The sequence below is a fragment of the Rhizobium sp. USDA 3886 genome (assembly GCF_056279785.1).
Genome location: NZ_JBWCDC010000001.1, coordinates 2,936,213 through 2,957,334, shown reverse-complemented (window position 1 = coordinate 2,957,334; position 21,122 = coordinate 2,936,213). Strand labels below are relative to the sequence as shown.

Genomic DNA, 21,122 nt, shown 5'->3' with positions numbered 1-21,122 from the left:
GTAAAACCGCGCTTTTCGGAATGAGTAGATCATCGCGGTGTGTCAGTGATGAAGATCGATCGGCGCCTTGTGGAAGACGTCGTCGGAGGGCGGGATGGTCTGTCGTTCGATCATGCGGTGAACATGCGGCGCAGCCGTGCCTCGGTGGAGGGCGCGCAGGCGATCATAGTTTTCAGCATCGGCCTGCGTGCGGCGCTGATTGTGGCGTATGTACTCGACCCAGGTCGGCGTGTGATACGTCTCGGTCCAGGTGCCGGGACTTTCAAGGTCGCGCATGAGTGCCCAGTTGCGCGCTCCATCGCGGATGCGGATGCGCCGCCGTTCCCCCATCAGCTTCAGGAATTCCGGCAGGTCGTCATCGCCGATCTGATAATCGACCTGAATGACGATCGGCCCGCTCCGGGGCGTGATGTCGAGACCGAGCGCGGGCTCGATGAAGCGGTTGAGCGGGTCGAGATTGAGCGAGGCGAAGGCCGGCATCGAGAAACGAAAGCCGACGACAATGCCGATCAGCATTACCGCGGCCGAGCCATAGAGCGCGTTCGAAACGCCGAAGCGGTCGGCGGCCACACCCCAGAGCCAGCTGCCGCCGGCAATGCCGCCGAAGGTGACCGTCTGATAGAGCGACAGCGCCCGGCCGACAACCCAGCGAGGCGTCGAAAGCTGGACGATCGTGTTGAACAGCGATAGCGCCAGCACCCAGCACGCGCCGGAAACGAGCAGCCCGGCCGAGGTGAGCACGGCAAACGGGCTCGATGCGGCAATCGCCATGCTGCCGGCAAAGCCGGCAAAGGCGTAGCGGATGATGGTTTCGCTGCTGAACATCTCGCGCAGCCTAGCATTGAGCGCGCCGCCGCCGATCGCGCCGATACCGAAGGAGCCGAGCATGAAGCCGTAGGTCAGGGGCCCGCCGGCGACGAGATCGATTGCGACGATCGGCAGAAGCGCGAGAACCGAGCTCGCGCCGACGCCGAAGATCAAGCCGCGGATCAGCACCTTTTCAAGGTTGGGCGACATCGAGACATATCGAAGGCCGGCGGAGATCGCACTTCCGAGGCTTTCGCGTGGAAGGGTGGAAGCGGGCAGCGACGGCTTCCAGCGCATCAATGCGTAGATCAGGGCGAAATAGCTCATCGTATTCACGGCAAAGGCAGCGGCAGCACCCGCCGTCGCGACAATGACGCCGCCAATGGCGGGGCCGACGCTGCGGGTCATGTTGAAGCCCATGCTGTTCAGAGTCACCGCGTTCGGCAGGTCCACACGCGGCACCATGTCGCCGACGGAAGCCTGCCAGGAAGGGTTGTTGAGCGCCGTACCGCAGCCGATCAGGAACGTGAAGAGCAGGAGCAGCCAGGGTGTGATCCAGCCGAGCAGGGCGCAGGCGGTGAGGATCGTCGAGACGGCAAGCATGAGAAATTGCGCCGTCAGCATCACTTGCCGCCGGTCGAAATTGTCGGCGAGCGCGCCCGAAATAAGCGAAAACAGCATTATGGGAAGTGCCGTCGAGGTCTGGACAAGTGCCACCATGTCCTCGGAAGCGGTGAGGGTCGTCATCATCCACGCGGCCCCTACAGCCTGGATCAGCCCGCCGAAATTCGAGGCGAGGCTTGCGAACCAGATTGTGCGGTAGGTTTCATGCTTCAGCGGCGCCAGCGTTGATGAATTGGATGGCACGATTCCTCCCGCTTGCTAAATTCTCCCTCGGCTCCAATATATGATGAACCTCGACGGTGGCTAGGCGCGATTGCGCCGCCGCGGCGCATTTGAGCCGAGAGCTTGCAATTTCGTAAAAACGGGCCTATATGGCACTCAAATTCTTGATCGTGCGATGAAGAGTGGGCCGCAAGGACCCGCTCTTTTTTATTAGCGCGATCGTCCAAATGCATGAAAATTGCGAGGAGCGCATCGCTTGTCGGATCCGACGAACGCAGACAATGAACTTGAGCCGCGGCTGATTACCGAAACCGGGCTTGACCAGCGCCTTGCCGATATCATCGAACCTGTGCTCGTCGGCATGGGCTTCCGCCTGACCCGCGTGCGCATGCTCAACCAGAACGGCGCTACGCTGCAGATCATGGCAGAGCGCAACAATGGCACGATGAGCGTCGAAGACTGCGAAGAGGTCTCGATGGCTATTTCTCCGGTTCTTGATGTGGAAGATCCGATCGATCGGGAGTATCATCTGGAGGTGTCTTCGCCCGGTGTCGACCGCCCTTTGGTGCGGAAATCCGATTTCACCCGTTGGCAAGGACACCTTGTGAAGTGCGAAACGTCGATCATAATCGGCAACCGCAAGCGCTTTCGCGGAAAGATCATCGAAGCGAATGCGGATGGTTTCACGCTCGAACGTGACCAGGTTGCCTATGGCGAAGAGCAGAAGGTCACCATTCCCTTCACGGCGCTCAGCGATGCGAAGCTCATTCTGACCGACGATCTGATCCGCGATGCGCTGCGCGCCGATAAGGCCGCGAAAGCGCAGGCAGCGAACCAGAACGAAGCGGAAGACGAAGAATAACCGATCAACTACGGCTCCAGGGACGGGAACCCGGAAGGCCAAGACGGAGAGATAAGACAATGGCAGTCAGTGCGAACCGGCTCGAACTTCTGCAGATCGCAGATGCAGTGGCGCGCGAAAAGGTCATCGACCGCGAAATCGTGCTTGCCGCGATGGCGGATGCGATCCAGAAGGCGGCGCGCTCCCGTTACGGCACGGAATCGAACATCCGCGCCGATATCAATCCGAAGACCGGTGAAATCCGCTTGCAGCGACTGCTCGAAGTCGTCGAGAAGGCAGAAGACTACTCCACGCAGATCCCGCTGGAGCTGGCCCGCGACCGCAACCCCGACGCAGTGCTTGGCGACTTCATCGCCGATCCGCTGCCGCCGATGGATTTCGGCCGTATCGCCGCCCAGTCGGCCAAGCAGGTCATCGTCCAGAAGGTGCGCGAAGCCGAGCGTGACCGGCAGTTCGACGAATTCAAGGATCGCGTCGGCGAAATCGTCAACGGCACCGTCAAGCGCGTTGAATACGGCAACGTCATCGTTGATCTCGGCCGTGGCGAAGGCATTATCCGTCGTGACGAAATGATCCCGCGTGAAAACGTCCGTTACGGCGACCGCGTTCGCGCATATGTCTATGATGTCCGCCGTGAACAGCGCGGTCCGCAGATTTTTCTGTCGCGCACGCATCCGCAGTTCATGGTCAAGCTCTTCACCATGGAAGTGCCGGAAATCTACGACGGCATCATCCAGGTTCGCTCGGTCGCCCGTGACCCGGGGTCGCGCGCCAAAATCGCTGTCATTTCGAACGATAGCTCGATCGATCCGGTCGGTGCCTGCGTCGGTATGCGCGGTTCACGCGTCCAGGCCGTCGTCGGCGAGCTTCAGGGCGAAAAGATTGACATCATCCCCTGGTCGCAGGATCCGGCGACCTTTGTCGTCAACGCGCTGCAGCCCGCTGAAGTCGCTAAGGTCGTTCTCGATGAAGATGCAGAACGCATCGAAGTCGTAGTTCCTGACGAGCAGCTGTCTCTGGCGATCGGGCGCCGCGGCCAGAATGTTCGCCTCGCCTCGCAGCTGACCGGCTGGGATATCGACATCATGACGGAAGCCGAAGAATCCGAACGCCGTCAAAAGGAATTCAACGAACGCACTAACCTCTTCATGGATGCGCTCGACGTCGATGAAATGGTCGGCCAGGTTCTGGCCTCGGAAGGCTTTGCTGCGGTTGAAGAACTCGCTTACGTCGACCTCGACGAAATTTCGTCGATCGATGGGTTCGACGAAGAGACGGCGCAGGAAATCCAGCAGCGTGCCCGCGAGTATCTCGAAAAGCTTGAAGCCGAGATGGACGAGAAGCGCAAGGCGCTCGGCGTTTCCGACGACCTGCGTCAGATCGACGGCATGACCGCGCAGATGATGGTGGCACTCGGCGAAGACGGCATCAAGACGCTGGAAGATTTCGCGGGCTGCGCGGCGGACGATCTCGTCGGCTGGACAGAGCGCAAGAACGGCGAAACCAAGAAGTTCGAGGGCCTCTTCTCGAAGTTCGACGTTTCGCGCGTCGAGGCCGAACAGATGGTCGTCCAGGCGCGCATCGCCGCCGGCTGGATCACCGCGGAAGATCTTGCGAAGGACGCTGAAGTTGTCGAAGCCGACGCCGACGCTGCCGAGCAGGACGCATAATGATCGCGGAGCTGCACGCTTCTCCTGAGGATGATGATCTTGCAGGTTATGACGTGAACGGCCGCATGTGCATCGTGACGCGTGAAAGCGGATCGGTGGATGAGTTGATCCGCTTTGTCGCGGCTCCCGACGGGACAGTTGTCGCCGATCTGAAGCGTCAGCTTCCGGGGCGCGGCTGCTGGGTCAAGCTTGATCGCGCGTTGGTCGACAAGGCGGTGGCGAAGAAGTCTTTCGCCCGTGCACTGAAGGCGGATGTGAAGGTAGCTGCCGATCTGGGTGAAACCGTCGACCGGCTGCTCGCACAGCATCTGATGCAGATGATGAACATGGCGCGCAAGGCGGGCCAGTTCGTCAGCGGCTCCTCGAAAGTGGATGCCGCAGTTAGAAGCGGAGCGGCACTCGCGGTGTTCCATTCGACGGATGCTGCGGACGATGGCGTGAGAAAAATCGATCAGGCTCGCAAGGCCTGGCACCTCGGAATGGAAACCGAGGAGGAAATACCTTCCTTCCGTCTCTTCTCGGAGAGCGAAATGGAAGGCGTGATGGGCCAGAATGCTTTTATCCATGCCGCGGTGCTTGCAGGGCAGGCAGGTGAGGGTGTAGTGAAGCGCGCAAAGATGCTCGAAAAGTACCGCAGCGGCGGTCAATCCCGAGCACCAGGCGGCGCTGGCCAGCAAAAACAATGATGCGGCGACCGGCACCGGCCGGCCCATCATTGATCGAAAAGCATTTGAACGACAGGGTTTGATGACGTCATCGCTCCCTGTCCGAAGGAACGGGAACGAATGACTGATAGCAATGACGACAAGACGCTTGGAGCAAAGAAGACGCTTACCTTGAAACCATCGGGGATAAGCCAGGGAACTGTGCGCCAGGATATGGGCCGCGGTCGCACCAAGGCGGTCGTTGTCGAGACTCGCAAGCGGCGCCCGATGCGTCCTGAAGACGATCGCCCGGCAACGCCGGCACCGGCACCCCGCGCGGCAGAATCCGCTCCGGCGCAGGCCCCTGCGCCGCGCATCCAAAAGCCGGGCGGCCAGCCGCCGCGTCCGCAGCAGTCAGCTTCGCAGGCTCCTCGCCAGCAGGACCGCCCGCGTCCGGTTGTCTTGAATCATCTTTCGCCCGAGGAAATGGATGCCCGCCGGCGCGCGCTGGCGCTTGCCCAGGTCCGCGATGCAGAAGATGCGATCCGCCGCGCTGAAGAAGAAAAGCGCCGTGCAGCCGAAGAAGCCGTCCGTCGCGAAGCGGAGGCGGTTGAAGCAGCCCGCCGCGCAGCCGAAGAGGCCGCCCGTCCTCCTGCGCCGGCCGAGGTTCCTGCGCCAGAAGCTGCCAACGTCCAGGCAGAGGCTCCGCGCCCGGCTTCGGCCGTGCGTCCCGAGACCGCTGTGCCTACTCCTGCTCGTCCGGCTCCAGCTGGGGTGACACCGGTTGTCCGCGGCCGTCGTCCGGAAGGTGAGGAGGAAGAGCGCGGATCTCCTCGTGGGGCTCCTGCCCGTGGCAGGGTCGTTCGCCCGGAACCGGCAAAACCGGTGACGACGCGTCCGAAGACCGAAGAGGAGCGCCGCCGCGGCAAGCTGACGATCACAACGGCAAACGTCGATGACGACGGCAATGCGCGCGGCCGTTCGCTTTCCGCTATGCGTCGCCGCCAGGAGAAATTCCGCCGCAGCCAGATGCAGGAAACGCGCGAAAAGGTTATGCGCGAAGTCATCCTGCCGGAAACCATCACCATTCAGGAACTGTCGCAGCGCATGTCGGAACGTGCCGTCGACGTCATCAAGTTCCTGATGAAGGAAGGCCAGATGATGAAGCCTGGCGACGTCATCGACGCCGACCTTGCAGAACTCATCGCGGGCGAGTTCGGCCACACCGTCAAGCGTGTTTCCGAATCCGACGTCGAACTCGGCATCTTCAATGTGACGGATGACGAGGGCGAACAGGTTTCGCGTCCGCCGGTCGTCACCATCATGGGCCATGTCGACCATGGCAAGACCTCGCTGCTCGACGCCATTCGCCATGCGAACGTGGTGGCCGGGGAAGCCGGCGGGATCACCCAGCATATCGGCGCCTACCAGGTCGAGCAGAACGGTCAGAAGATTACCTTCATCGACACCCCCGGCCACGCAGCCTTTACGGCGATGCGTGCTCGTGGTGCGCAGGCGACGGACATCGCAATCCTCGTGGTTGCGGCTGACGACAGCGTGATGCCGCAGACCATCGAATCGATCAACCATGCCAAGGCGGCAGGCGTTCCGATCATCGTGGCGATCAACAAGGTCGACAAGCCGACGGCCGATCCGCAGAAGGTGCGCACACAGCTTCTGCAGCACGAGGTTTTCGTAGAGTCCATGGGCGGTGAAGTGCTCGACGTCGAAGTTTCGGCGAAGAACCAAACCAACCTCGACAAGCTGCTCGAAGCGATCCTGCTGCAGGCCGAAATCCTCGACCTCAAGGCCAATCCGAACCGGACGGCCGAGGGTACAGTGATCGAAGCGCAGCTCGACCGCGGCCGTGGTTCGGTCGCAACGGTCCTCGTCCAGAAGGGCACGCTGAAGCCTGGCCAGATCATCGTGGCTGGCGATGTCTGGGGCCGCGTGCGTGCGCTGGTTGATGACAAGAGCGAGCATGTCAAGGAAGCAGGCCCGGCCACTCCGGTCGAGGTTCTGGGTCTTTCCGGCACGCCGCAGGCGGGCGACAAGTTCGCCGTTGTCGAAAACGAAGCTCGCGCCCGCGAGATTTCCGAGTACCGCCAGCGTCTCGCCCGAGACAAGGCTGCTGCCCGCCATTCGGGTCAGCGCGGCTCGCTGGAACAGATGATGAGCCAGCTTCAGACTGCCGGCGTCAAGGAGTTCCCGCTGGTCGTCAAGGGCGACGTGCAGGGCTCGATCGAGGCGATTGCCGGTGCGCTCGACAAACTCGGAACGGATGAAGTTCGCGCCCGCATCGTACACTCTGCGGCTGGCGGTATCACCGAGTCGGATATTTCCCTCGCGGAAGCATCAGGTGCTGCAATCATTGGCTTCAACGTTCGTGCGAATGCGCAAGCGCGTACGCTTGCCGAGCGTCAGGGCATCGAAATCCGCTACTACAACATCATCTACGACCTCGTGGATGACGTTAAGGCGGCGATGTCCGGTCTGCTCTCTCCGGAGCGGCGCGAAACATTCCTCGGCAATGCCGAGATCCTCGAGGTGTTCAACATCACCAAGGTCGGCAAGGTTGCAGGCTGCCGCGTTACCGAAGGCAAGGTCGAGCGTGGCGTCGGCGTCCGCCTCATCCGCGACAACGTCGTCATCCACGAAGGCAAGCTCAAGACGCTCAAGCGCTTCAAGGACGAAGTCTCGGAAGTGCATTCCGGCCAGGAATGCGGTATGGCTTTCGAGAATTACGAAGACATTCGCGCAGGCGACACGATCGAATGCTTCCGCGTCGAGCACATCACCCGCACGCTCTGACGGCGCAAAACTAGAACTTTGGACGGGCGCCGGATCATGAGAGGCCGGCGCCCGAACCTTTTCAGGGCAAAGAACAATGACAGCAAAACCCACATCCTCGGCACCCTCGCAGCGCATGCTGCGCGTCGGTGAGCAGGTTCGCGCCGCAATCACGCAGGTTCTCCAGCGTGGCGAAGTGCGCGATGACGTGATCGAAAACACCGTCATTTCGATTTCTGAAGTCCGTATGTCGCCGGACCTGAAGATCGCAACCGCCTACGTGACGCCGCTTGGCGTTTCCGATCACGGCGCCATCATCGATGCGCTGAACCGCAACGCCAGATACATCCGCGGCCGTCTCGGCCCGCAACTCCGGCAGATGAAATATATGCCGGAGGTCCGTTTCCGCGACGATACGAGCTTCGATAACTACAAGAAGATCGACGAATTGCTGCGCTCGCCGGAGGTCCAGCGTGATCTCGACGACGACACTGAAGAACAATAGCAGAAGAAGCGTATGTCCAAACCACGCAAACCCAAGGGCCGCCCGGTTTCCGGCTGGCTGATCCTCGACAAGCCTGTCGATTTCGGTTCGACCGAAGCCGTTTCCAAGATCAAGTGGCTCTTCAAGGCGCAAAAATGCGGCCATGCCGGCACGCTCGATCCGCTGGCGTCTGGAATGCTGCCGATTGCGCTGGGCGATGCGACGAAGACCGTTCCCTACGTCATGGACGGCCGCAAGATCTATGAATTCACCGTGACCTGGGGCGAGGAACGCGCAACCGACGACCTCGAAGGCGAAGTGACCCGAAGCTCCGACAAGCGCCCGACAGAAAAGCAGATCCGCGATCTTCTGCCGAAACATACCGGTGTCATCAGCCAGGTGCCGCCGCAATTCTCGGCGATCAAAATCGCCGGCGAGCGCGCTTATGATCTGGCGCGCGACGGTGAGGCGGTGGAGATCCCTTCCCGCGAGGTCGAGATCTTTCGCCTGACGCTGCTTACCTGCCCGGATGAGAAAACTGCACATTTCGAGGTCGAATGCGGCAAGGGCACCTATGTGCGTGCGCTCGCTCGTGATTTTGGCCGCGAGCTCGGCTGCTACGGCCATATCTCGGGGCTGCGCCGGACCTTCGTGGCGCCTTTCGCCGAAGAGAGCATGGTGCCGCTCGCAAACCTCGTCGCGCTCGAAATGATCGAGGATATGGATGAGCGCCTTGCCGCGCTCGATGCCCTGCTGATCGATACCAGCGAAGCCCTGTCCTCGCTGCCGCACCTCGTGGTCAATGATGATCAGGCACATCGCTTGAGGATGGGCAATCCCATTCTCGTGCGAGGCCGGGATGCACCAGTTGTCGAAAGCGAAGCCTATGCGACGGCGCGCGGCAAGCTTATCGCGATCGGCGAGATCGGCCAGGGAGAGTTCCGCCCGAAGCGCGTCTTCGTTTGAGGTTCGGCAACGCATCCTTTCGGTGGCAATTGTCAATCATTCGCCTTGAGCTATGCTTCGCCTCCTTGCGGCTATAGAGGCCGCCCAGGTTGAGGAGCGGCTCATGCGCGCAGTTGTATTTGGAATCGCGATGTTCTTTTCGGCCGTTCTCATGGCCGCAAATGCCGAGCCTGCCGAACGCTGGGCGGAACTGCCCGCCTTTCCTCCCATGCCGCCAGCAAAGACAAGCGGCATGGCGCAAGTGAACGACATCAAGATGTACTACGCCGAGTACGGTGCAGGCGATCCGATCCTCTTTATCCACGGCGGCCTCGGCAGTGCGGATGTCTGGGCTCATCAGGTCGAGGATTTTGCCAAAGATCATCGGGTGATCGTTGCTGACAGCCGCGGACACGGGCGCTCGACACGCAGCGGGCAGCCTTTCGGGTACGATCTCATGACTTCCGATTATGTTGCGCTGCTCGATTATCTGCAGCTCGACAAGGTCACGCTTGTCGGATGGTCGGATGGAGGCATTATCGGCATCGACATGGCGATGAAGCATCCCGAGAAGCTGACGCGTGTCATTGCGCAGGCAGCGAATGTGACGACGGACGGAGTGAAGCCGGACGTGATGACCAACAGGACTTTCAACGACTACATCAATGTCGCGGGCGAGGCCTACAAGAAGCTCTCGCCGACGCCGAACGAATATGACGCGTTCGTCAACCAGATTTCGGCGATGTGGATGAGCGAGCCCGCCTGGACTGCTGCCGACCTCGGCAAGATCGCCGTGCCCGTCACTCTGGCAATCGGCGATCACGACGAAGCGATCAAGTTCGATCACACCGAGACGATGGCGAAGGAGATTCCCGGCGCCAAGCTCGTCATTCTGAAGGATGCCAGCCATTTTGCGATGCTGCAGGATCCCGAAGGGTACAATGCGATGATACGTGACGCGATGGCGGGTAAATGATAAATCCGCCATCTGGCGCGAGCCCCTTTCCATCGAGGCTCATTTGGTTTATAGGCAGCGCCAGCATCAGGCAGGACCTGAGTGCATTCGCGGCCGAAGCTGGACGGCATCCCGGCTTTTGGCGACCTAATCTCCTCTCATAGAAAGGAACATCCGATGTCGATTACAGCTGAGCGCAAGACGGCTCTCATCAAGGAATACGCAACGTTCGAAGGCGACACCGGTTCTCCGGAAGTTCAGGTTGCGATCCTGACCGAACGTATCAACAACCTGACGGAACACTTCAAGGGCCACAAGAAGGATAACCATTCCCGCCGTGGCCTGCTGACGATGGTTTCGAGCCGCCGCTCGCTTCTTGACTATCTCAAGAAGAAGAACGAAGGCCGTTACACCAAGCTGATCACCAGCCTGGGTATCCGCCGCTAATGATTTCCGGCGGGCGTTCCTTATGGGCACCCGCCGGATTTTTTGAGGGGCTCGAAAGCCCATGAAATTCTGCCGCCGCGCCCTATCTTCGCGTGGAGGAAACTCAGGCAGACCCGGATGGGCCGGTTCTGCCAAACCAACCGTTGACCTGTCATGGGGCAGGATTGCCGGATGCTTTCGGCCAAAGTCTTTTAAGGAGGGCTTTGGTCCGGTTTCTCAGAAAACCGAGGATGAAAAGCCTCCCGTTGTCTTGCCCATGATACGTCACACCAATTGCGGTCGACTGTGCGCTGCGCTTTCCGCGACGGCGCGCGCTCCCGCATCGAAGGACGAGACATATGTTCGATACCCATACCGTGGAAATCGAGTGGGCAGGCCGCCCGCTGAAGCTCGAAACCGGCAAGATCGCCCGTCAGGCCGATGGTGCCGTTCTCGCGACCTACGGCGAAACCGTGGTTCTTGCCACCGTCGTTTCCGCCAAGGCGCCGAAGCCAGGCCAGGACTTCTTTCCGCTGACCGTTAACTACCAGGAAAAGACCTACGCAGCCGGCAAGATCCCTGGCGGCTACTTCAAGCGCGAAGGTCGTCCGAGCGAAAACGAAACCCTCGTTTCCCGCCTCATTGACCGCCCGATCCGCCCGCTCTTCCCGGAAGGCTACAAGAACGACACGCAGGTCGTCGTCACTGTTATCCAGCATGACCTCGAAAACAACCCTGACATCCTGTCGATGGTCGCGACCTCCGCAGCCCTGACGCTCTCCGGCGTCCCCTTTATGGGCCCGGTCGGCGGCGCCCGCGTCGGTTATATCAATGGAGAATACGTCCTCAACCCGCATCTCGACGAGATGGACGAGTCGACGCTTGATCTCGTTGTCGCAGGCACGCACGACGCCGTTCTGATGGTTGAGTCCGAAGCCAAGGAATTGCCGGAAGACGTCATGCTCGGTGCCGTGATGTTCGGTCATCGTGGTTTCCAGCCGGTTCTCGACGCGATCATCAAGCTCGCCGAAGTAGCTGCCAAGGAACCGCGCGACTTCCAGCCGGAAGACTATTCCGAGCTTGAGGGCGAGATGCTGAAGCATTTCGAAGCTGAACTCCGCGAAGCCTACAAGATCACGCAGAAGGCTGAACGCTACGCTGCTGTCGACGCCGTCAAGGCAAAGGTGAAGGAACGCTTCCTTCCTGAGGAAGGCGAAGCCAAGTATACCGCTGAAGAAGTCGGCGCGATCTTCAAGCACCTGCAGGCGAAGATCGTTCGCTGGAACATTCTCGACACCAAGAGCCGCATCGACGGCCGCGACCTCGAGACCGTTCGTCCGATCGTCTCGGAAGTCGGCCTCCTGCCACGTACCCATGGCTCCGCGCTTTTCACCCGTGGTGAAACGCAGGCAATCGTTGTTGCTACCCTCGGCACCGGCGAGGACGAACAATACGTCGACAGCCTGACTGGCATGTACAAGGAGCGCTTCCTGCTCCATTACAACTTTCCGCCCTACTCCGTTGGCGAGACTGGCCGCATGGGCTCCCCGGGCCGCCGCGAAATCGGCCACGGCAAGCTCGCATGGCGAGCTATCCGCCCGATGCTGCCGAGTGCCGAGCAGTTCCCCTACACGCTGCGCGTTGTTTCCGAGATAACTGAATCGAATGGCTCGTCCTCGATGGCCACCGTTTGCGGGACTTCGCTCGCTCTGATGGATGCTGGCGTTCCGCTCGCCAAGCCGGTTGCCGGTATTGCCATGGGTCTGATCCTGGAAGGCGATCGCTTCGCCGTCCTCTCTGACATCCTTGGTGACGAAGACCATCTCGGCGACATGGACTTCAAGGTTGCAGGTACTGCCGACGGCATTACCTCGCTGCAGATGGACATCAAGATTGCCGGCATCACCGAAGAGATCATGAAGGTCGCTCTCGGCCAGGCCCAGGGCGGTCGCACTCACATCCTCGGCGAAATGGCGAAGGCCATCACCGAGAGCCGTGGCCAGCTCGGCGAATTCGCCCCTCGCATCGAAGTCATGAACATCCCGGTCGACAAGATTCGTGAAGTCATTGGCTCGGGCGGCAAGATCATCCGCGAGATCGTCGAAAAGACCGGCGCGAAGATCAACATCGAAGACGACGGCACCGTCAAGATCGCATCGTCTTCTGGCAAGGAAATCGAAGCGGCCCGCAAGTGGATCCACTCGATCGTCGCAGAACCGGAAATCGGTCAGATCTATGAAGGCACGGTCGTCAAGACCGCCGACTTCGGCGCCTTCGTCAACTTCTTCGGCGCCCGTGACGGCCTCGTCCACATCTCGCAGCTTGCTTCTGAGCGCGTCGCGAAGACGCAGGACGTTGTCAAGGAAGGCCAGAAGGTCTGGGTCAAGCTCCTCGGCTTCGACGAGCGCGGCAAGGTCCGCCTGTCGATGAAGGTCGTCGACCAGACGACCGGCCAGGAACTCCCGGCCGGCGAAAAGAAGAAGGAAGAAGCGGCCGAGTAAGCCGCGCCTTTCCAACCGTTCATGGGCGCGGGAGTTTTCCCGCGCCCTTTTTGTATTCGAAGTCGAGAAGAGATTATGAGTCGCGAAACGCTGAAGACCCTGTTCCACCCCTTTGTGAGCGGTACCATCGAGGCGCCGCGCGACGGTGAGCGTGTGCTGTTCCTGGGGGCCGAGGCAGGCTTTGTGCTGCCGGAGGGCTTTGGAGCATCCCTCAGCGCCGTGCAGGGCTTCCGGCCGCTCTACAGGCAGCTTCTGTCGCAGCGCGTCGAAGCGTCGCCGGAGATCGACGGCGAAGATTATGATGCGGCACTCGTGCTCTGCACGAAGCACAAAGGCGAGAACGAAGCGAATATCGCAGCCGCACTTTCCCTCGTGAAGGCGGGCGGCCTGATCGTCGTCGCCGGCGGCAAGGAAGACGGCATCCAGCCGCTGCGCAAGCGCATGGAAGGTTTCGGTCTCGAGATCGAGCATATGCCCAAATTTCATGGCGTTGCCTTCTGGTTCGCATGCCCGACGGATATCAGTGAAATTGTTTCGAAATTCGCCAAGGCGCCGGTACGCGTCGACGGCCGCTTCCAGGCCCGCGCCGGCATGTTCTCGCATGACCGCATCGACGACGGATCCGAACTGCTCGCCTCGCGCTTGCCGACAGACTTCACCGGCGACGTGGCCGATTTCGGCGCCGGCTGGGGTTATCTCGCGGTGGAACAGGCCGAACGTTCGCCAGGCGTCAGCCGCCTTGATCTATATGAAGCCAACCACGCCGCTCTCGAAGCTGCTAAGGCCAATCTGGCGGAGAACTGCCCGAACGCGCCGGCGCGCTTCTTCTGGCACGATCTGGCGGCTGAACCGGTCAAGGACAAGTACGATTTGATCATCATGAACCCACCCTTCCATGAAGGACACGCGGCGGAGCCTTCGCTCGGCCAGGCGATGATCAAGACGGCGGCATCGGCGCTACGCGGTGGCGGCCGCCTGATGCTCGTCGCCAATCGCGGCCTGCCTTACGAGCCGGTGCTCGCTGCAAACTTCAAGGAAAGCGGCGAAACCTGCCGCAACGCGCGCTTCAAGGTGCTCTGGGCGAAGAAATAAGAAAGGCGGCCAGTGGTCGCTTTTTCATTTGCGTCAATCCAATTGTAGTCACTCGGCGACGCCGTAGATCATCGATTTGGTTGCCCCGCCGGATCAACCCGCTGCATCTTCCTACGGCGGTTCCTACAGTTTCCAGTAGTAGACGGCGAATCGTCTTTGGCCTATCGATGGACCATGCGATCGTCCCTGGAACATCTGCCGGAAGAAAAGCAGCGCGAGCTTGCCCGCGTCGTTGCGATCATCCATGAGGAGTTCGCCGATGCGCTGTCAGGCACGTCTGCCGCCTTCAAGAAGCGCGGCCGGATCTTAAAGATTCTCCTTTTTGGTTCGTATTGCCGCGGCACCTGGGTCGACGAGCCGCACACGATGAAGGGCTACCGCTCCGACTACGACATCCTCGTCATCGTCAATTCCAAGCAGCTGGCAGAACCGCAATACTGGGAGAAAGCGACCGACCGGCTGCTCTGGGACAAAGGCGTGAAGACCCCGGTCGGGCTGATCGTCCATGGTGCCAGGGAGGTCAATAACTTCCTGGCCGACGGCCAGTATTTCTTCGTCGACATCTTGCGCGAGGGCATCGTGCTCTACGAGCTCGACGACCGGCCGCTGGCCGAACCGAAAAAGCTCTCCGCCCTCGATGCGTACAGGGTGGCGAAGGAACACTTCGAGAGGCAGTTTGCAAGCGCTGAATATTTTTGCCAGTTAGCTCGATATGCGATCTCTGATAGCAAGCCCAATCATGCGGCTTTCAATTTCCACCAAGCCGTTGAAACTGCCTATTCCTGCCTACTCTTGACCCTCACCAACTACAGCCCGCCGTCGCACAATCTGAAATTCCTGCGCGGGCTGGCTGAAGATCAGGACCGCCGGCTCATCGACGCCTGGCCGCGTGACCAGCACCGCTATACCGCTTGGTACAACATCCTCAACGAAGCCTATGTGAAGGCGCGGTACTCGAAGCACTTCGAGATCACCGAAGAAGCGCTAGCCTGGCTGCTTGAGCGGACAGAACACTTGCACCAGGTTGTCGCGGCGATTTGTAAGGAGCGCCTTTCGGAATTGGAGCGGGCAAGCGGTGGCAATTGACGGCTTTCCGAACTTTATCCAGTAACTGAGCAGATACGCGCTGTGGGCCGTTTCGCTGATAGAAAACCGGTGCCCTGCCGCCTTGGAGCAACAGGCGCCGCCGGCGACTAAGCGCCTCGCTTACTCTACATCTGCCTTGCGCAGCGTATCCAGCGTCGGCATCGAGGTTATGTTGTAGCCAGCGTCCACAAAATGGATTTCGCCGGTCACGCCTGCGGACAGGTCGGAGAGCAGGTAGAGGGCGGAATTGCCGACCTGATCAATGCTGACCGTCTTGCGGAGGGGAGCATTCTGCTGGTTCCAGGAGAGGATTGCACGGGCATCCGAAATGCCGGCGCCGGCCAGCGTGCGGATCGGGCCTGCGGAGATGGCATTGACGCGGATGCCGCGCGGACCGTAGTCGGCGGCGAGATAGCGCACGGACGCCTCCAGAGCCGCCTTTGCGACCCCCATGACGTTGTAGTTCGGGATGACGCGTGTGGAACCGTTATAGGTCAGCGTCAGCATCGAGCCGCCTTCGTTCATCAATGGTGCGCAGCGTCTGGCGATTTCCGTGAAGGAGAAGCAGGATATCACCATCGTGCGGCTGAAGTTTTCGCGCGTGGTGTCCGCGTAAAGGCCCTTCAGCTCGTTCTTGTCGGAAAAACCGATGGCATGAACGATGAAATCCAGTTTGCCCCAACGCTCCTTGAGTGCGTCGACAACGCCGTCGACCGAGGCGATGTCTTCGACGTCGCAGGGTACGACGAAATCCGAGCCGGCTTCAGCAGCGAGCGGTTTCACCCGCTTACCAAGCGCCTCTCCCTGATAAGTGAAGGCAAGTTCGGCGCCTTGGGCTGCAAGCGCCCTTGATATGCCCCAGGCGATAGAATGGTTGTTGGCGACGCCCATGATGAGCCCGCGCTTACCCTGCATGATTGCCGTCATGTTCTTATCCGTTATAGCGCTGGAAAACGAGCGTCGCGTTGGTGCCACCGAAGCCAAAGGAGTTGGACAGGGCGATGTCGATCTTGGCATTGTCGATGCGCTTGCGGACGATCGGCACGCCGTCGAATTCAGGATCGACTTCCTTGATATGGGCGCTTTCGCCGATGAAGCCTTCCTGCATCATTAGGATCGAATAGATCGACTCCTGGACACCGGCAGCACCGAGAGAATGGCCCGTCAGCGATTTGGTCGACTGGATATGAGGCATCTTGTCGCCGAAGACCTCCCGGATCGCGCCGATTTCCTTGCTGTCGCCTACCGGCGTAGAGGTGCCGTGGGTGTTGATGTAGTCGATATCACCCTTCACCGTCGCGAGTGCCTGACGCATGCAGCGCACGGCGCCCTCGCCAGAGGGGGCGACCATGTCGTAACCGTCGGAGGTCGCGCCGTAGCCGACGATCTCAGCGTAGATCTTCGCGCCGCGCGCTTTGGCATGCTCCAGTTCTTCGAGTACGAGAACGCCGGCACCACCGGCGATGACGAAGCCGTCACGGTTGACGTCGTAGGCGCGCGAAGCCTTCTCCGGCGTGTCGTTGAACCTGGAGGACATCGCCCCCATCGCGTCGAAGAGGTTGGACATGGTCCAGTCGAGGTCTTCGTGGCCGCCAGCGAACATCACGTCCTGCTTGCCCCACTGGATCATTTCCGCGGCATTGCCGATGCAGTGTGCAGAGGTCGAGCAGGCCGACGAGATCGAGTAGTTGACGCCATGGATCTTGAACCACGTCGCAAGCGTTGCCGATGCCGTCGAAGACATAGCCTTAGGCACGGCGAACGGGCCGATGCGCTTCGGGCTGTTGTTCTTGACGGTGATCTCGGCGGCTTCGACTAGCGTGCGCGTGGACGGGCCGCCGGAGCCCATGATGATGCCGGTGCGTTCGTTGCCGCTGATCACGGACTCTTCGAGACCGGAATCGGCAATCGCCTGCTTCATCGCGACATGGTTCCAGGCGCCGCCCTGCGACAGGAAGCGCATGGCGCGGCGATCGACCAGATCGGTCGGATCGAGGCTGGGACGACCCCAGACCTGGCACTTGAAGCCATGCTCGGCAAAATCGTTGGAGAAGGAAATGCCGGACTTGGCATCGCGCAGCGAGGCCGTGACCTCAGCGGCATCATTGCCGATCGAGGAAACAACGCCCAGACCCGTGACAACTACCCGTCTCATGTGTTTCGACCTTTTCGTTTTTTCTATCTTGGAATACCGGGCCGTTTCACCCGGTACAGTCAGGCGGCCTTTTCCTGGAAGAGGCCGACGCGCAGATCGGTAGCCTTGTAGATGACCTCACCATCGGCCTTCATCCAGCCGTCGGCGATGCCGAGCACGAGGCGGCCGCGCATGACGCGCTTGAAGTCGATGCCATATTCGACAAGCTTCGTCTTCGGCGTCACCATGCCGGTGAACTTGACTTCGCCGGTCGAGATCGCGCGGCCCTTGCCAGGCTCGCCGAGCCAGCCGAGGAAGAAGCCGGTCAGCTGCCACATGGCATCAAGGCCCAGGCAGCCAGGCATCACGGGATCACCCATGAAGTGGCAGGGGAAGAACCAGAGGTCCGGTGTGATGTCGAATTCAGCCCGAATGAAACCCTTGCCGTGCGGTCCACCGTCTTCGGAAATCTGCGTAATGCGATTGAACATCAGCATCGGCGGCAGCGGCAGCTGCGCGTTACCCGGGCCAAACATTTCGCCGCGGCCGCAGGTCAGAATTTCCTCATAAGTGAAGCTGGATTGTTTCGTTGTCATCAAAACTCTGTTTCCCCCGCACGTGCCTATGGAGTGAGTGTTTAGTCCAAGTTCCGAGGAAAATGAAGCATAAGCATGACTAGTTCTCCCGCCGTCCTGAACTGACTTGTCGCCTTATTTGGTGGTCGCATACAGGAAGGCCAAGGCCCCGGCCAGACCCAATTGCGTTAAAAGCCCGATTTTCCGGCGTTTCGAGGTCCATTGTCCCCATTGAAACTATTGAAAGGCTTCCGCGCAAAAGTTATATGGCTTAGGAAACCTGATTGATTGACGCTAGAATAACCGGAGTTCTTTCCTGATGGCGGCTGCAGCCCCGATCGCAATTGAAGCCAGACTGCGTAGCGCAGGCCTGCGGCCGACGCGTCAGCGTGTTGCACTAGGCGATCTGCTTTTCGCCAAGGGCGACCGGCATTTGACGGTCGAGGAATTGCACGAAGAAGCGGTCACCGCCGGTGTGCCGGTTTCTCTGGCTACGGTCTACAATACGCTGCATCAGTTTACCGAGGCAGGCATGATCCGCGTTCTCGCCGTCGAGAGCGCCAAGACCTATTTCGACACCAACGTTTCCGATCACCATCACTTCTTTGTCGAAGGAGATAACGAGGTGCTGGATATTCCCGTCAGCAACCTGACGATCGGCAATCTGCCGGAGCCACCGGCGGGTATGGAAATTGCTCATGTCGACGTGGTGATCCGCCTGCGCCCGAAGCGCTGATTTTTCACATGACATCGTCAGGGTGGCGGCCGGGTTTGTGCATGTAGGTCGGGAACGTCCATCCGAACCATAATGCACCGCCGCGTACGGCGAAGGCGCCGATGACGCCGAACGCGGAAGCCATATAGAGCGGCAGGCCGAGTTCAGTCGCGCCGGTAAAGATGCCCGCACCAAAGAGCGCTGCCGTGATGTAGATTTCGGGCCTCAGGAGCACGGAAGGCTCGTTAGCCATCAGATCGCGCAGCACGCCTCCGAAGGTTGCCGTCAGTGTCCCTGTCACGATCGCGATCGTCGGCGAGCCCGTCGCAGCAAGTCCCTTGGCTGCACCCATGACGCAATAGGCGGCAAGCCCCACCGCATCGAGCCAGATCAGCAGGCGATAACGTGACTCCACGAGATGGGCGGTGAAGAAAACCACGATGCCCACCAGACAGCAGATGACGATGTAGGCCGGATTCAGCACCCAGAACACCGGCACGCGGCCAAGCACAATGTCGCGCACCGTACCGCCGCCGGTGCCCGTCACCATTGCGAAGAAGAGAAAGCCGATGAGATCGAGCTGTTTGCGCGAGGCGGCGAGTGCGCCCGTCGCGGCAAAGAGCGCGATGCCGGCATAATCGAGATAAGCGAGCAGAGACATGATTGGCCCCCCAAGAGCCGGCAGACGATGCTGAACTGAATCATGGTGGCAAGGGCGGCGCAAGGCGGATCGTCTAGAATGCGCGGCTGTTAGTGTCTATCCGACAAAAGAGGAAAGCCGTGAAAGCGCTTCTCATCGTCCTGAACGTCATAGCCCTCCTTGTGGCTCCGTCCGCCTCTGCACAGCAATCGCTGATCTCGGATCCGGAAATCTACGAGAAGAAGCATTTCACCGAGCAATGTACGAAGGCCGAATTTTCGGACGCTTACATCACACGTCAGGACATCAACAATGACGGCCTTATCGATGTTGTGGTCAACGAGGGCGAATTGACCTGCGACGGAAAGAAGGGGCCGCAGTGCAATGATGATGGCTGCACCTATAACTTCTATCTGCAGGTGGCCGAGGGCGGCTATTTCATGATTGCGACCGCGCAGATCTATGGCTACGACTTCATCAAGCGCTTCGGCAATATGGTGCTGGCCATGAAGATGCATCCGCGCTTCTGCGATCGCACCGATAGCGGTCCATGCGTCGTCACGGCTCGCGTGCGTGGCACGAAATTCGTCACAATTTCGAAGAAATAGCGGCTCAGCGGGGATAAAGCGCCGACGTTCGGCCCGCAAAGTAATAGCCGATAAGGCCGAACCATTCGCGCACGGCAGTCGCCATGTTCTGGGCGTTCTGGCTCGGTTGCGTGAAGTCGAGGCCGAGCGTTACATGGCCGTCCGTCCTGTAATCCGTTGGCCACGGCACGACATCGATGCCCTGCTTGCGGAAAATGCCGACCGAACGCGGCATGTGATAGCCGGATGTGATCATCAGGCAGTTCGCCAGTCCCTGGCTTGCAAGCAGTTCCTTTGTATTGATCGCGTTTTCAAAGGTCGTGCGGGATGTCCTCTCTTCGATGAGCTGTTCATGCGGAACCCCAAAGAGCGGAAAGAAGCGTGCCGAGGCGGCCGCGTCGCCTTCATATTTTCCGGAAATCGAGCCATCTCCGCCGGAGACCAGAATGCGCGATTGCGGGTATTTCTGCGCCAGCCGCAGCGCTTCGACAAAACGGTCTGCGCCCGCATTGAACTCGATTCCGTGGCCGGTCGTGTTCACTTCATTTTCAAATGCACCGCCGAGAACGATCATGCATTGCAAGTTACCTGGATCACGGTCCGGCTTTGGAAAACGCAACTCCAGGCCCTGGAGGAGGTAATTGCCTGTCGTGGTGAAGAGGACGACGAAGAGCAACAGCGTGGCGAATGCAGAGAAAAACGCGCCGAGGCGCCTGAAGCGGAGAACCACAGCAAGGAATGCGAAGAGAATGAGGAAGAACACCAGCGAAAGCGGCTGGCCGAAGACCCAGACTAATTTTGAGAACAGAAACAACGATGGCCCCCCTGTGCTAAGTTCAGCGGCATCCTATCCGATTCGGTCATGACGGGAATGACAGACGCACAGCACGGCTGGGCTTTCGGGCATAGGAACACCGTTGCTTCAAGCGAAGCTCCGTAAGCGTTTACGTCAATCAACGCGCAATCCGCCGCCTGAGCATTGCGCAATTGGTTCGGCCGGCAGTGGCAAATTCCCCAAACGCTATAACGCGATTGTCGTGCCATTTATCCCGTCGATGCTGATGAGAGGCGTCGTCTCCGCCATCAGTGTCACCTCCGCCATCAGTATTGTCCGCACGCAAGGTATCGGCCCGCTTACGCTTACCATGTGGCCATCCACATGGGCACTGTCCTGGATTCGCTTTTCCGGTGCTGTTGCAGGTCATGCCGGTTGTCCGGCGTATCGCATCATTCATCGTTGAATCATAACGAAAAAATATACCGGCAGCTCACCACGGCCTGCCGATACTGCCTATCGATGTGCAGCTCAGCCCTCAATGGGGATCATCCCCGGATTTGTCTCGCCGCCCGTTTGTGTTCCGTC

General features: G+C 60.0%; 20 protein-coding genes. 14 read left to right on the top strand and 6 right to left on the bottom strand.

Annotated features, from left to right (window positions below; translation table 11 throughout):
* Nucleotides 1-42 precede the first annotated feature (42 nt).
* Complete coding sequence (locus ACZ9BX_RS15155) at nucleotides 43-1,674, bottom strand: MFS transporter (RefSeq protein ID WP_132560964.1); 1,632 nt, start codon at nucleotides 1,672-1,674, stop codon at nucleotides 43-45.
* 235 nt (nucleotides 1,675-1,909) lie between these two features.
* Here ACZ9BX_RS15155 and rimP point away from each other — a divergent pair, with 235 nt between their 5' ends.
* The 11 genes from rimP (at nucleotide 1,910) to ACZ9BX_RS15100 (ending at nucleotide 15,108) form a co-directional block, all read left to right on the top strand.
* The gene (gene rimP / locus ACZ9BX_RS15150; RefSeq protein WP_476218732.1) at nucleotides 1,910-2,515 is read left to right on the top strand and encodes a ribosome maturation factor RimP; all 606 of its coding nucleotides are present in this window, start codon (nucleotides 1,910-1,912) and stop codon (nucleotides 2,513-2,515) included.
* Nucleotides 2,516-2,574: 59 nt separating this feature from the next.
* The gene (nusA, locus tag ACZ9BX_RS15145; RefSeq protein ID WP_132560960.1) at nucleotides 2,575-4,185 is read left to right on the top strand and encodes a transcription termination factor NusA; all 1,611 of its coding nucleotides are present in this window, start codon (nucleotides 2,575-2,577) and stop codon (nucleotides 4,183-4,185) included.
* Nucleotides 4,185-4,871: an RNA-binding protein gene (locus ACZ9BX_RS15140; protein WP_037144073.1), complete on the top strand. Its 687-nt coding sequence runs from the start codon at nucleotides 4,185-4,187 to the stop codon at nucleotides 4,869-4,871. Before nusA ends, ACZ9BX_RS15140 begins: the two co-directional genes overlap by 1 nt.
* A gap of 99 nt (nucleotides 4,872-4,970) precedes the next feature.
* Nucleotides 4,971-7,640: a translation initiation factor IF-2 gene (infB, locus tag ACZ9BX_RS15135; protein ID WP_476218731.1), complete on the top strand. Its 2,670-nt coding sequence runs from the start codon at nucleotides 4,971-4,973 to the stop codon at nucleotides 7,638-7,640.
* Between the two features lie 76 nt (nucleotides 7,641-7,716).
* Nucleotides 7,717-8,124: a 30S ribosome-binding factor RbfA gene (gene rbfA / locus ACZ9BX_RS15130; RefSeq protein ID WP_476218730.1), complete on the top strand. Its 408-nt coding sequence runs from the start codon at nucleotides 7,717-7,719 to the stop codon at nucleotides 8,122-8,124.
* 12 nt (nucleotides 8,125-8,136) lie between these two features.
* A complete protein-coding gene (gene truB, locus ACZ9BX_RS15125) occupies nucleotides 8,137-9,069 on the top strand; it encodes a tRNA pseudouridine(55) synthase TruB (RefSeq protein WP_476218729.1) in 933 nt (310 codons plus the stop codon).
* A gap of 103 nt (nucleotides 9,070-9,172) precedes the next feature.
* Nucleotides 9,173-10,024, top strand: a complete 852-nt coding sequence (locus tag ACZ9BX_RS15120) for an alpha/beta fold hydrolase (RefSeq protein WP_476218728.1) — start codon at nucleotides 9,173-9,175, stop codon at nucleotides 10,022-10,024.
* A gap of 156 nt (nucleotides 10,025-10,180) precedes the next feature.
* Nucleotides 10,181-10,450, top strand: a complete 270-nt coding sequence (gene rpsO, locus ACZ9BX_RS15115; protein ID WP_026283114.1) for a 30S ribosomal protein S15 — start codon at nucleotides 10,181-10,183, stop codon at nucleotides 10,448-10,450.
* A 338-nt stretch (nucleotides 10,451-10,788) separates the two neighbouring features.
* A complete protein-coding gene (gene pnp / locus ACZ9BX_RS15110; RefSeq protein WP_132560950.1) occupies nucleotides 10,789-12,930 on the top strand; it encodes a polyribonucleotide nucleotidyltransferase in 2,142 nt (713 codons plus the stop codon).
* A gap of 75 nt (nucleotides 12,931-13,005) precedes the next feature.
* Nucleotides 13,006-14,022, top strand: coding sequence for a class I SAM-dependent methyltransferase (locus tag ACZ9BX_RS15105; protein ID WP_476218727.1), 1,017 nt, complete (start codon nucleotides 13,006-13,008; stop codon nucleotides 14,020-14,022).
* A 174-nt stretch (nucleotides 14,023-14,196) separates the two neighbouring features.
* Nucleotides 14,197-15,108 (top strand): nucleotidyltransferase and HEPN domain-containing protein, encoded by a 912-nt coding sequence (locus ACZ9BX_RS15100; RefSeq protein ID WP_476218726.1) that lies wholly within the window; start codon nucleotides 14,197-14,199, stop codon nucleotides 15,106-15,108.
* Nucleotides 15,109-15,228: 120 nt separating this feature from the next.
* On the opposite strand, the gene fabI is transcribed toward ACZ9BX_RS15100, so the two are convergent.
* The 3 genes from fabI to fabA are packed head-to-tail and all read right to left on the bottom strand — an operon-like array spanning nucleotide 15,229 to nucleotide 17,838.
* Entirely contained in the window at nucleotides 15,229-16,035 is an 807-nt protein-coding gene (fabI, locus tag ACZ9BX_RS15095; RefSeq protein WP_476218725.1) for an enoyl-ACP reductase FabI, read from the bottom strand.
* A gap of 4 nt (nucleotides 16,036-16,039) precedes the next feature.
* On the bottom strand, nucleotides 16,040-17,263 hold the full coding sequence (gene fabB / locus ACZ9BX_RS15090; RefSeq protein WP_476218724.1) for a beta-ketoacyl-ACP synthase I: 1,224 nt from the start codon (nucleotides 17,261-17,263) through the stop codon (nucleotides 16,040-16,042).
* A gap of 59 nt (nucleotides 17,264-17,322) precedes the next feature.
* Nucleotides 17,323-17,838 carry a 3-hydroxyacyl-[acyl-carrier-protein] dehydratase FabA gene (fabA, locus tag ACZ9BX_RS15085; RefSeq protein WP_027510463.1) on the bottom strand — a complete coding sequence of 172 codons (516 nt, stop codon included), beginning with the start codon at nucleotides 17,836-17,838 and terminating at the stop codon, nucleotides 17,323-17,325.
* A gap of 298 nt (nucleotides 17,839-18,136) precedes the next feature.
* Here fabA and irrA point away from each other — a divergent pair, with 298 nt between their 5' ends.
* Nucleotides 18,137-18,553, top strand: coding sequence for an iron response transcriptional regulator IrrA (irrA, locus tag ACZ9BX_RS15080; RefSeq protein WP_027510464.1), 417 nt, complete (start codon nucleotides 18,137-18,139; stop codon nucleotides 18,551-18,553).
* 4 nt (nucleotides 18,554-18,557) lie between these two features.
* Here the strand turns inward: irrA and ACZ9BX_RS15075 are convergent, their stop codons facing one another.
* Nucleotides 18,558-19,193, bottom strand: a complete 636-nt coding sequence (locus tag ACZ9BX_RS15075) for a trimeric intracellular cation channel family protein (protein WP_027510465.1) — start codon at nucleotides 19,191-19,193, stop codon at nucleotides 18,558-18,560.
* Between the two features lie 119 nt (nucleotides 19,194-19,312).
* Between ACZ9BX_RS15075 and ACZ9BX_RS15070 the strand changes: the two genes are divergently transcribed.
* Nucleotides 19,313-19,780, top strand: a complete 468-nt coding sequence (locus tag ACZ9BX_RS15070) for a hypothetical protein (RefSeq protein WP_027510466.1) — start codon at nucleotides 19,313-19,315, stop codon at nucleotides 19,778-19,780.
* A gap of 4 nt (nucleotides 19,781-19,784) precedes the next feature.
* Here the strand turns inward: ACZ9BX_RS15070 and ACZ9BX_RS15065 are convergent, their stop codons facing one another.
* Complete coding sequence (locus ACZ9BX_RS15065; protein ID WP_476218723.1) at nucleotides 19,785-20,573, bottom strand: YdcF family protein; 789 nt, start codon at nucleotides 20,571-20,573, stop codon at nucleotides 19,785-19,787.
* 103 nt (nucleotides 20,574-20,676) lie between these two features.
* Between ACZ9BX_RS15065 and ACZ9BX_RS15060 the strand changes: the two genes are divergently transcribed.
* Nucleotides 20,677-21,000 carry a hypothetical protein gene (locus ACZ9BX_RS15060; protein WP_476218722.1) on the top strand — a complete coding sequence of 108 codons (324 nt, stop codon included), beginning with the start codon at nucleotides 20,677-20,679 and terminating at the stop codon, nucleotides 20,998-21,000.
* The last annotated feature ends 122 nt before the right edge of the window (nucleotides 21,001-21,122 follow it).

Excerpts from the sequence above, each read along its gene's own strand:
- ACZ9BX_RS15075 (WP_027510465.1), bottom strand. The coding sequence starts at position 19,193 with ATGTCTCTGCTCGCTTATCTCGATTATGCCGGCATCGCGCTCTTTGCC.
- ACZ9BX_RS15100 (WP_476218726.1), top strand. The coding sequence starts at position 14,197 with ATGCGATCGTCCCTGGAACATCTGCCGGAAGAAAAGCAGCGCGAGCTT.
- ACZ9BX_RS15120 (WP_476218728.1), top strand. The coding sequence starts at position 9,173 with ATGCGCGCAGTTGTATTTGGAATCGCGATGTTCTTTTCGGCCGTTCTC.
- fabI (WP_476218725.1), bottom strand. The coding sequence starts at position 16,035 with ATGACGGCAATCATGCAGGGTAAGCGCGGGCTCATCATGGGCGTCGCC.
- fabB (WP_476218724.1), bottom strand. The coding sequence starts at position 17,263 with ATGAGACGGGTAGTTGTCACGGGTCTGGGCGTTGTTTCCTCGATCGGC.
- ACZ9BX_RS15105 (WP_476218727.1), top strand. The coding sequence starts at position 13,006 with ATGAGTCGCGAAACGCTGAAGACCCTGTTCCACCCCTTTGTGAGCGGT.
- nusA (WP_132560960.1), top strand. The coding sequence starts at position 2,575 with ATGGCAGTCAGTGCGAACCGGCTCGAACTTCTGCAGATCGCAGATGCA.
- infB (WP_476218731.1), top strand. The coding sequence starts at position 4,971 with ATGACTGATAGCAATGACGACAAGACGCTTGGAGCAAAGAAGACGCTT.
- ACZ9BX_RS15140 (WP_037144073.1), top strand. The coding sequence starts at position 4,185 with ATGATCGCGGAGCTGCACGCTTCTCCTGAGGATGATGATCTTGCAGGT.
- truB (WP_476218729.1), top strand. The coding sequence starts at position 8,137 with ATGTCCAAACCACGCAAACCCAAGGGCCGCCCGGTTTCCGGCTGGCTG.
- fabA (WP_027510463.1), bottom strand. The coding sequence starts at position 17,838 with ATGACAACGAAACAATCCAGCTTCACTTATGAGGAAATTCTGACCTGC.
- pnp (WP_132560950.1), top strand. The coding sequence starts at position 10,789 with ATGTTCGATACCCATACCGTGGAAATCGAGTGGGCAGGCCGCCCGCTG.
- rpsO (WP_026283114.1), top strand. The coding sequence starts at position 10,181 with ATGTCGATTACAGCTGAGCGCAAGACGGCTCTCATCAAGGAATACGCA.
- irrA (WP_027510464.1), top strand. The coding sequence starts at position 18,137 with ATGGCGGCTGCAGCCCCGATCGCAATTGAAGCCAGACTGCGTAGCGCA.
- rbfA (WP_476218730.1), top strand. The coding sequence starts at position 7,717 with ATGACAGCAAAACCCACATCCTCGGCACCCTCGCAGCGCATGCTGCGC.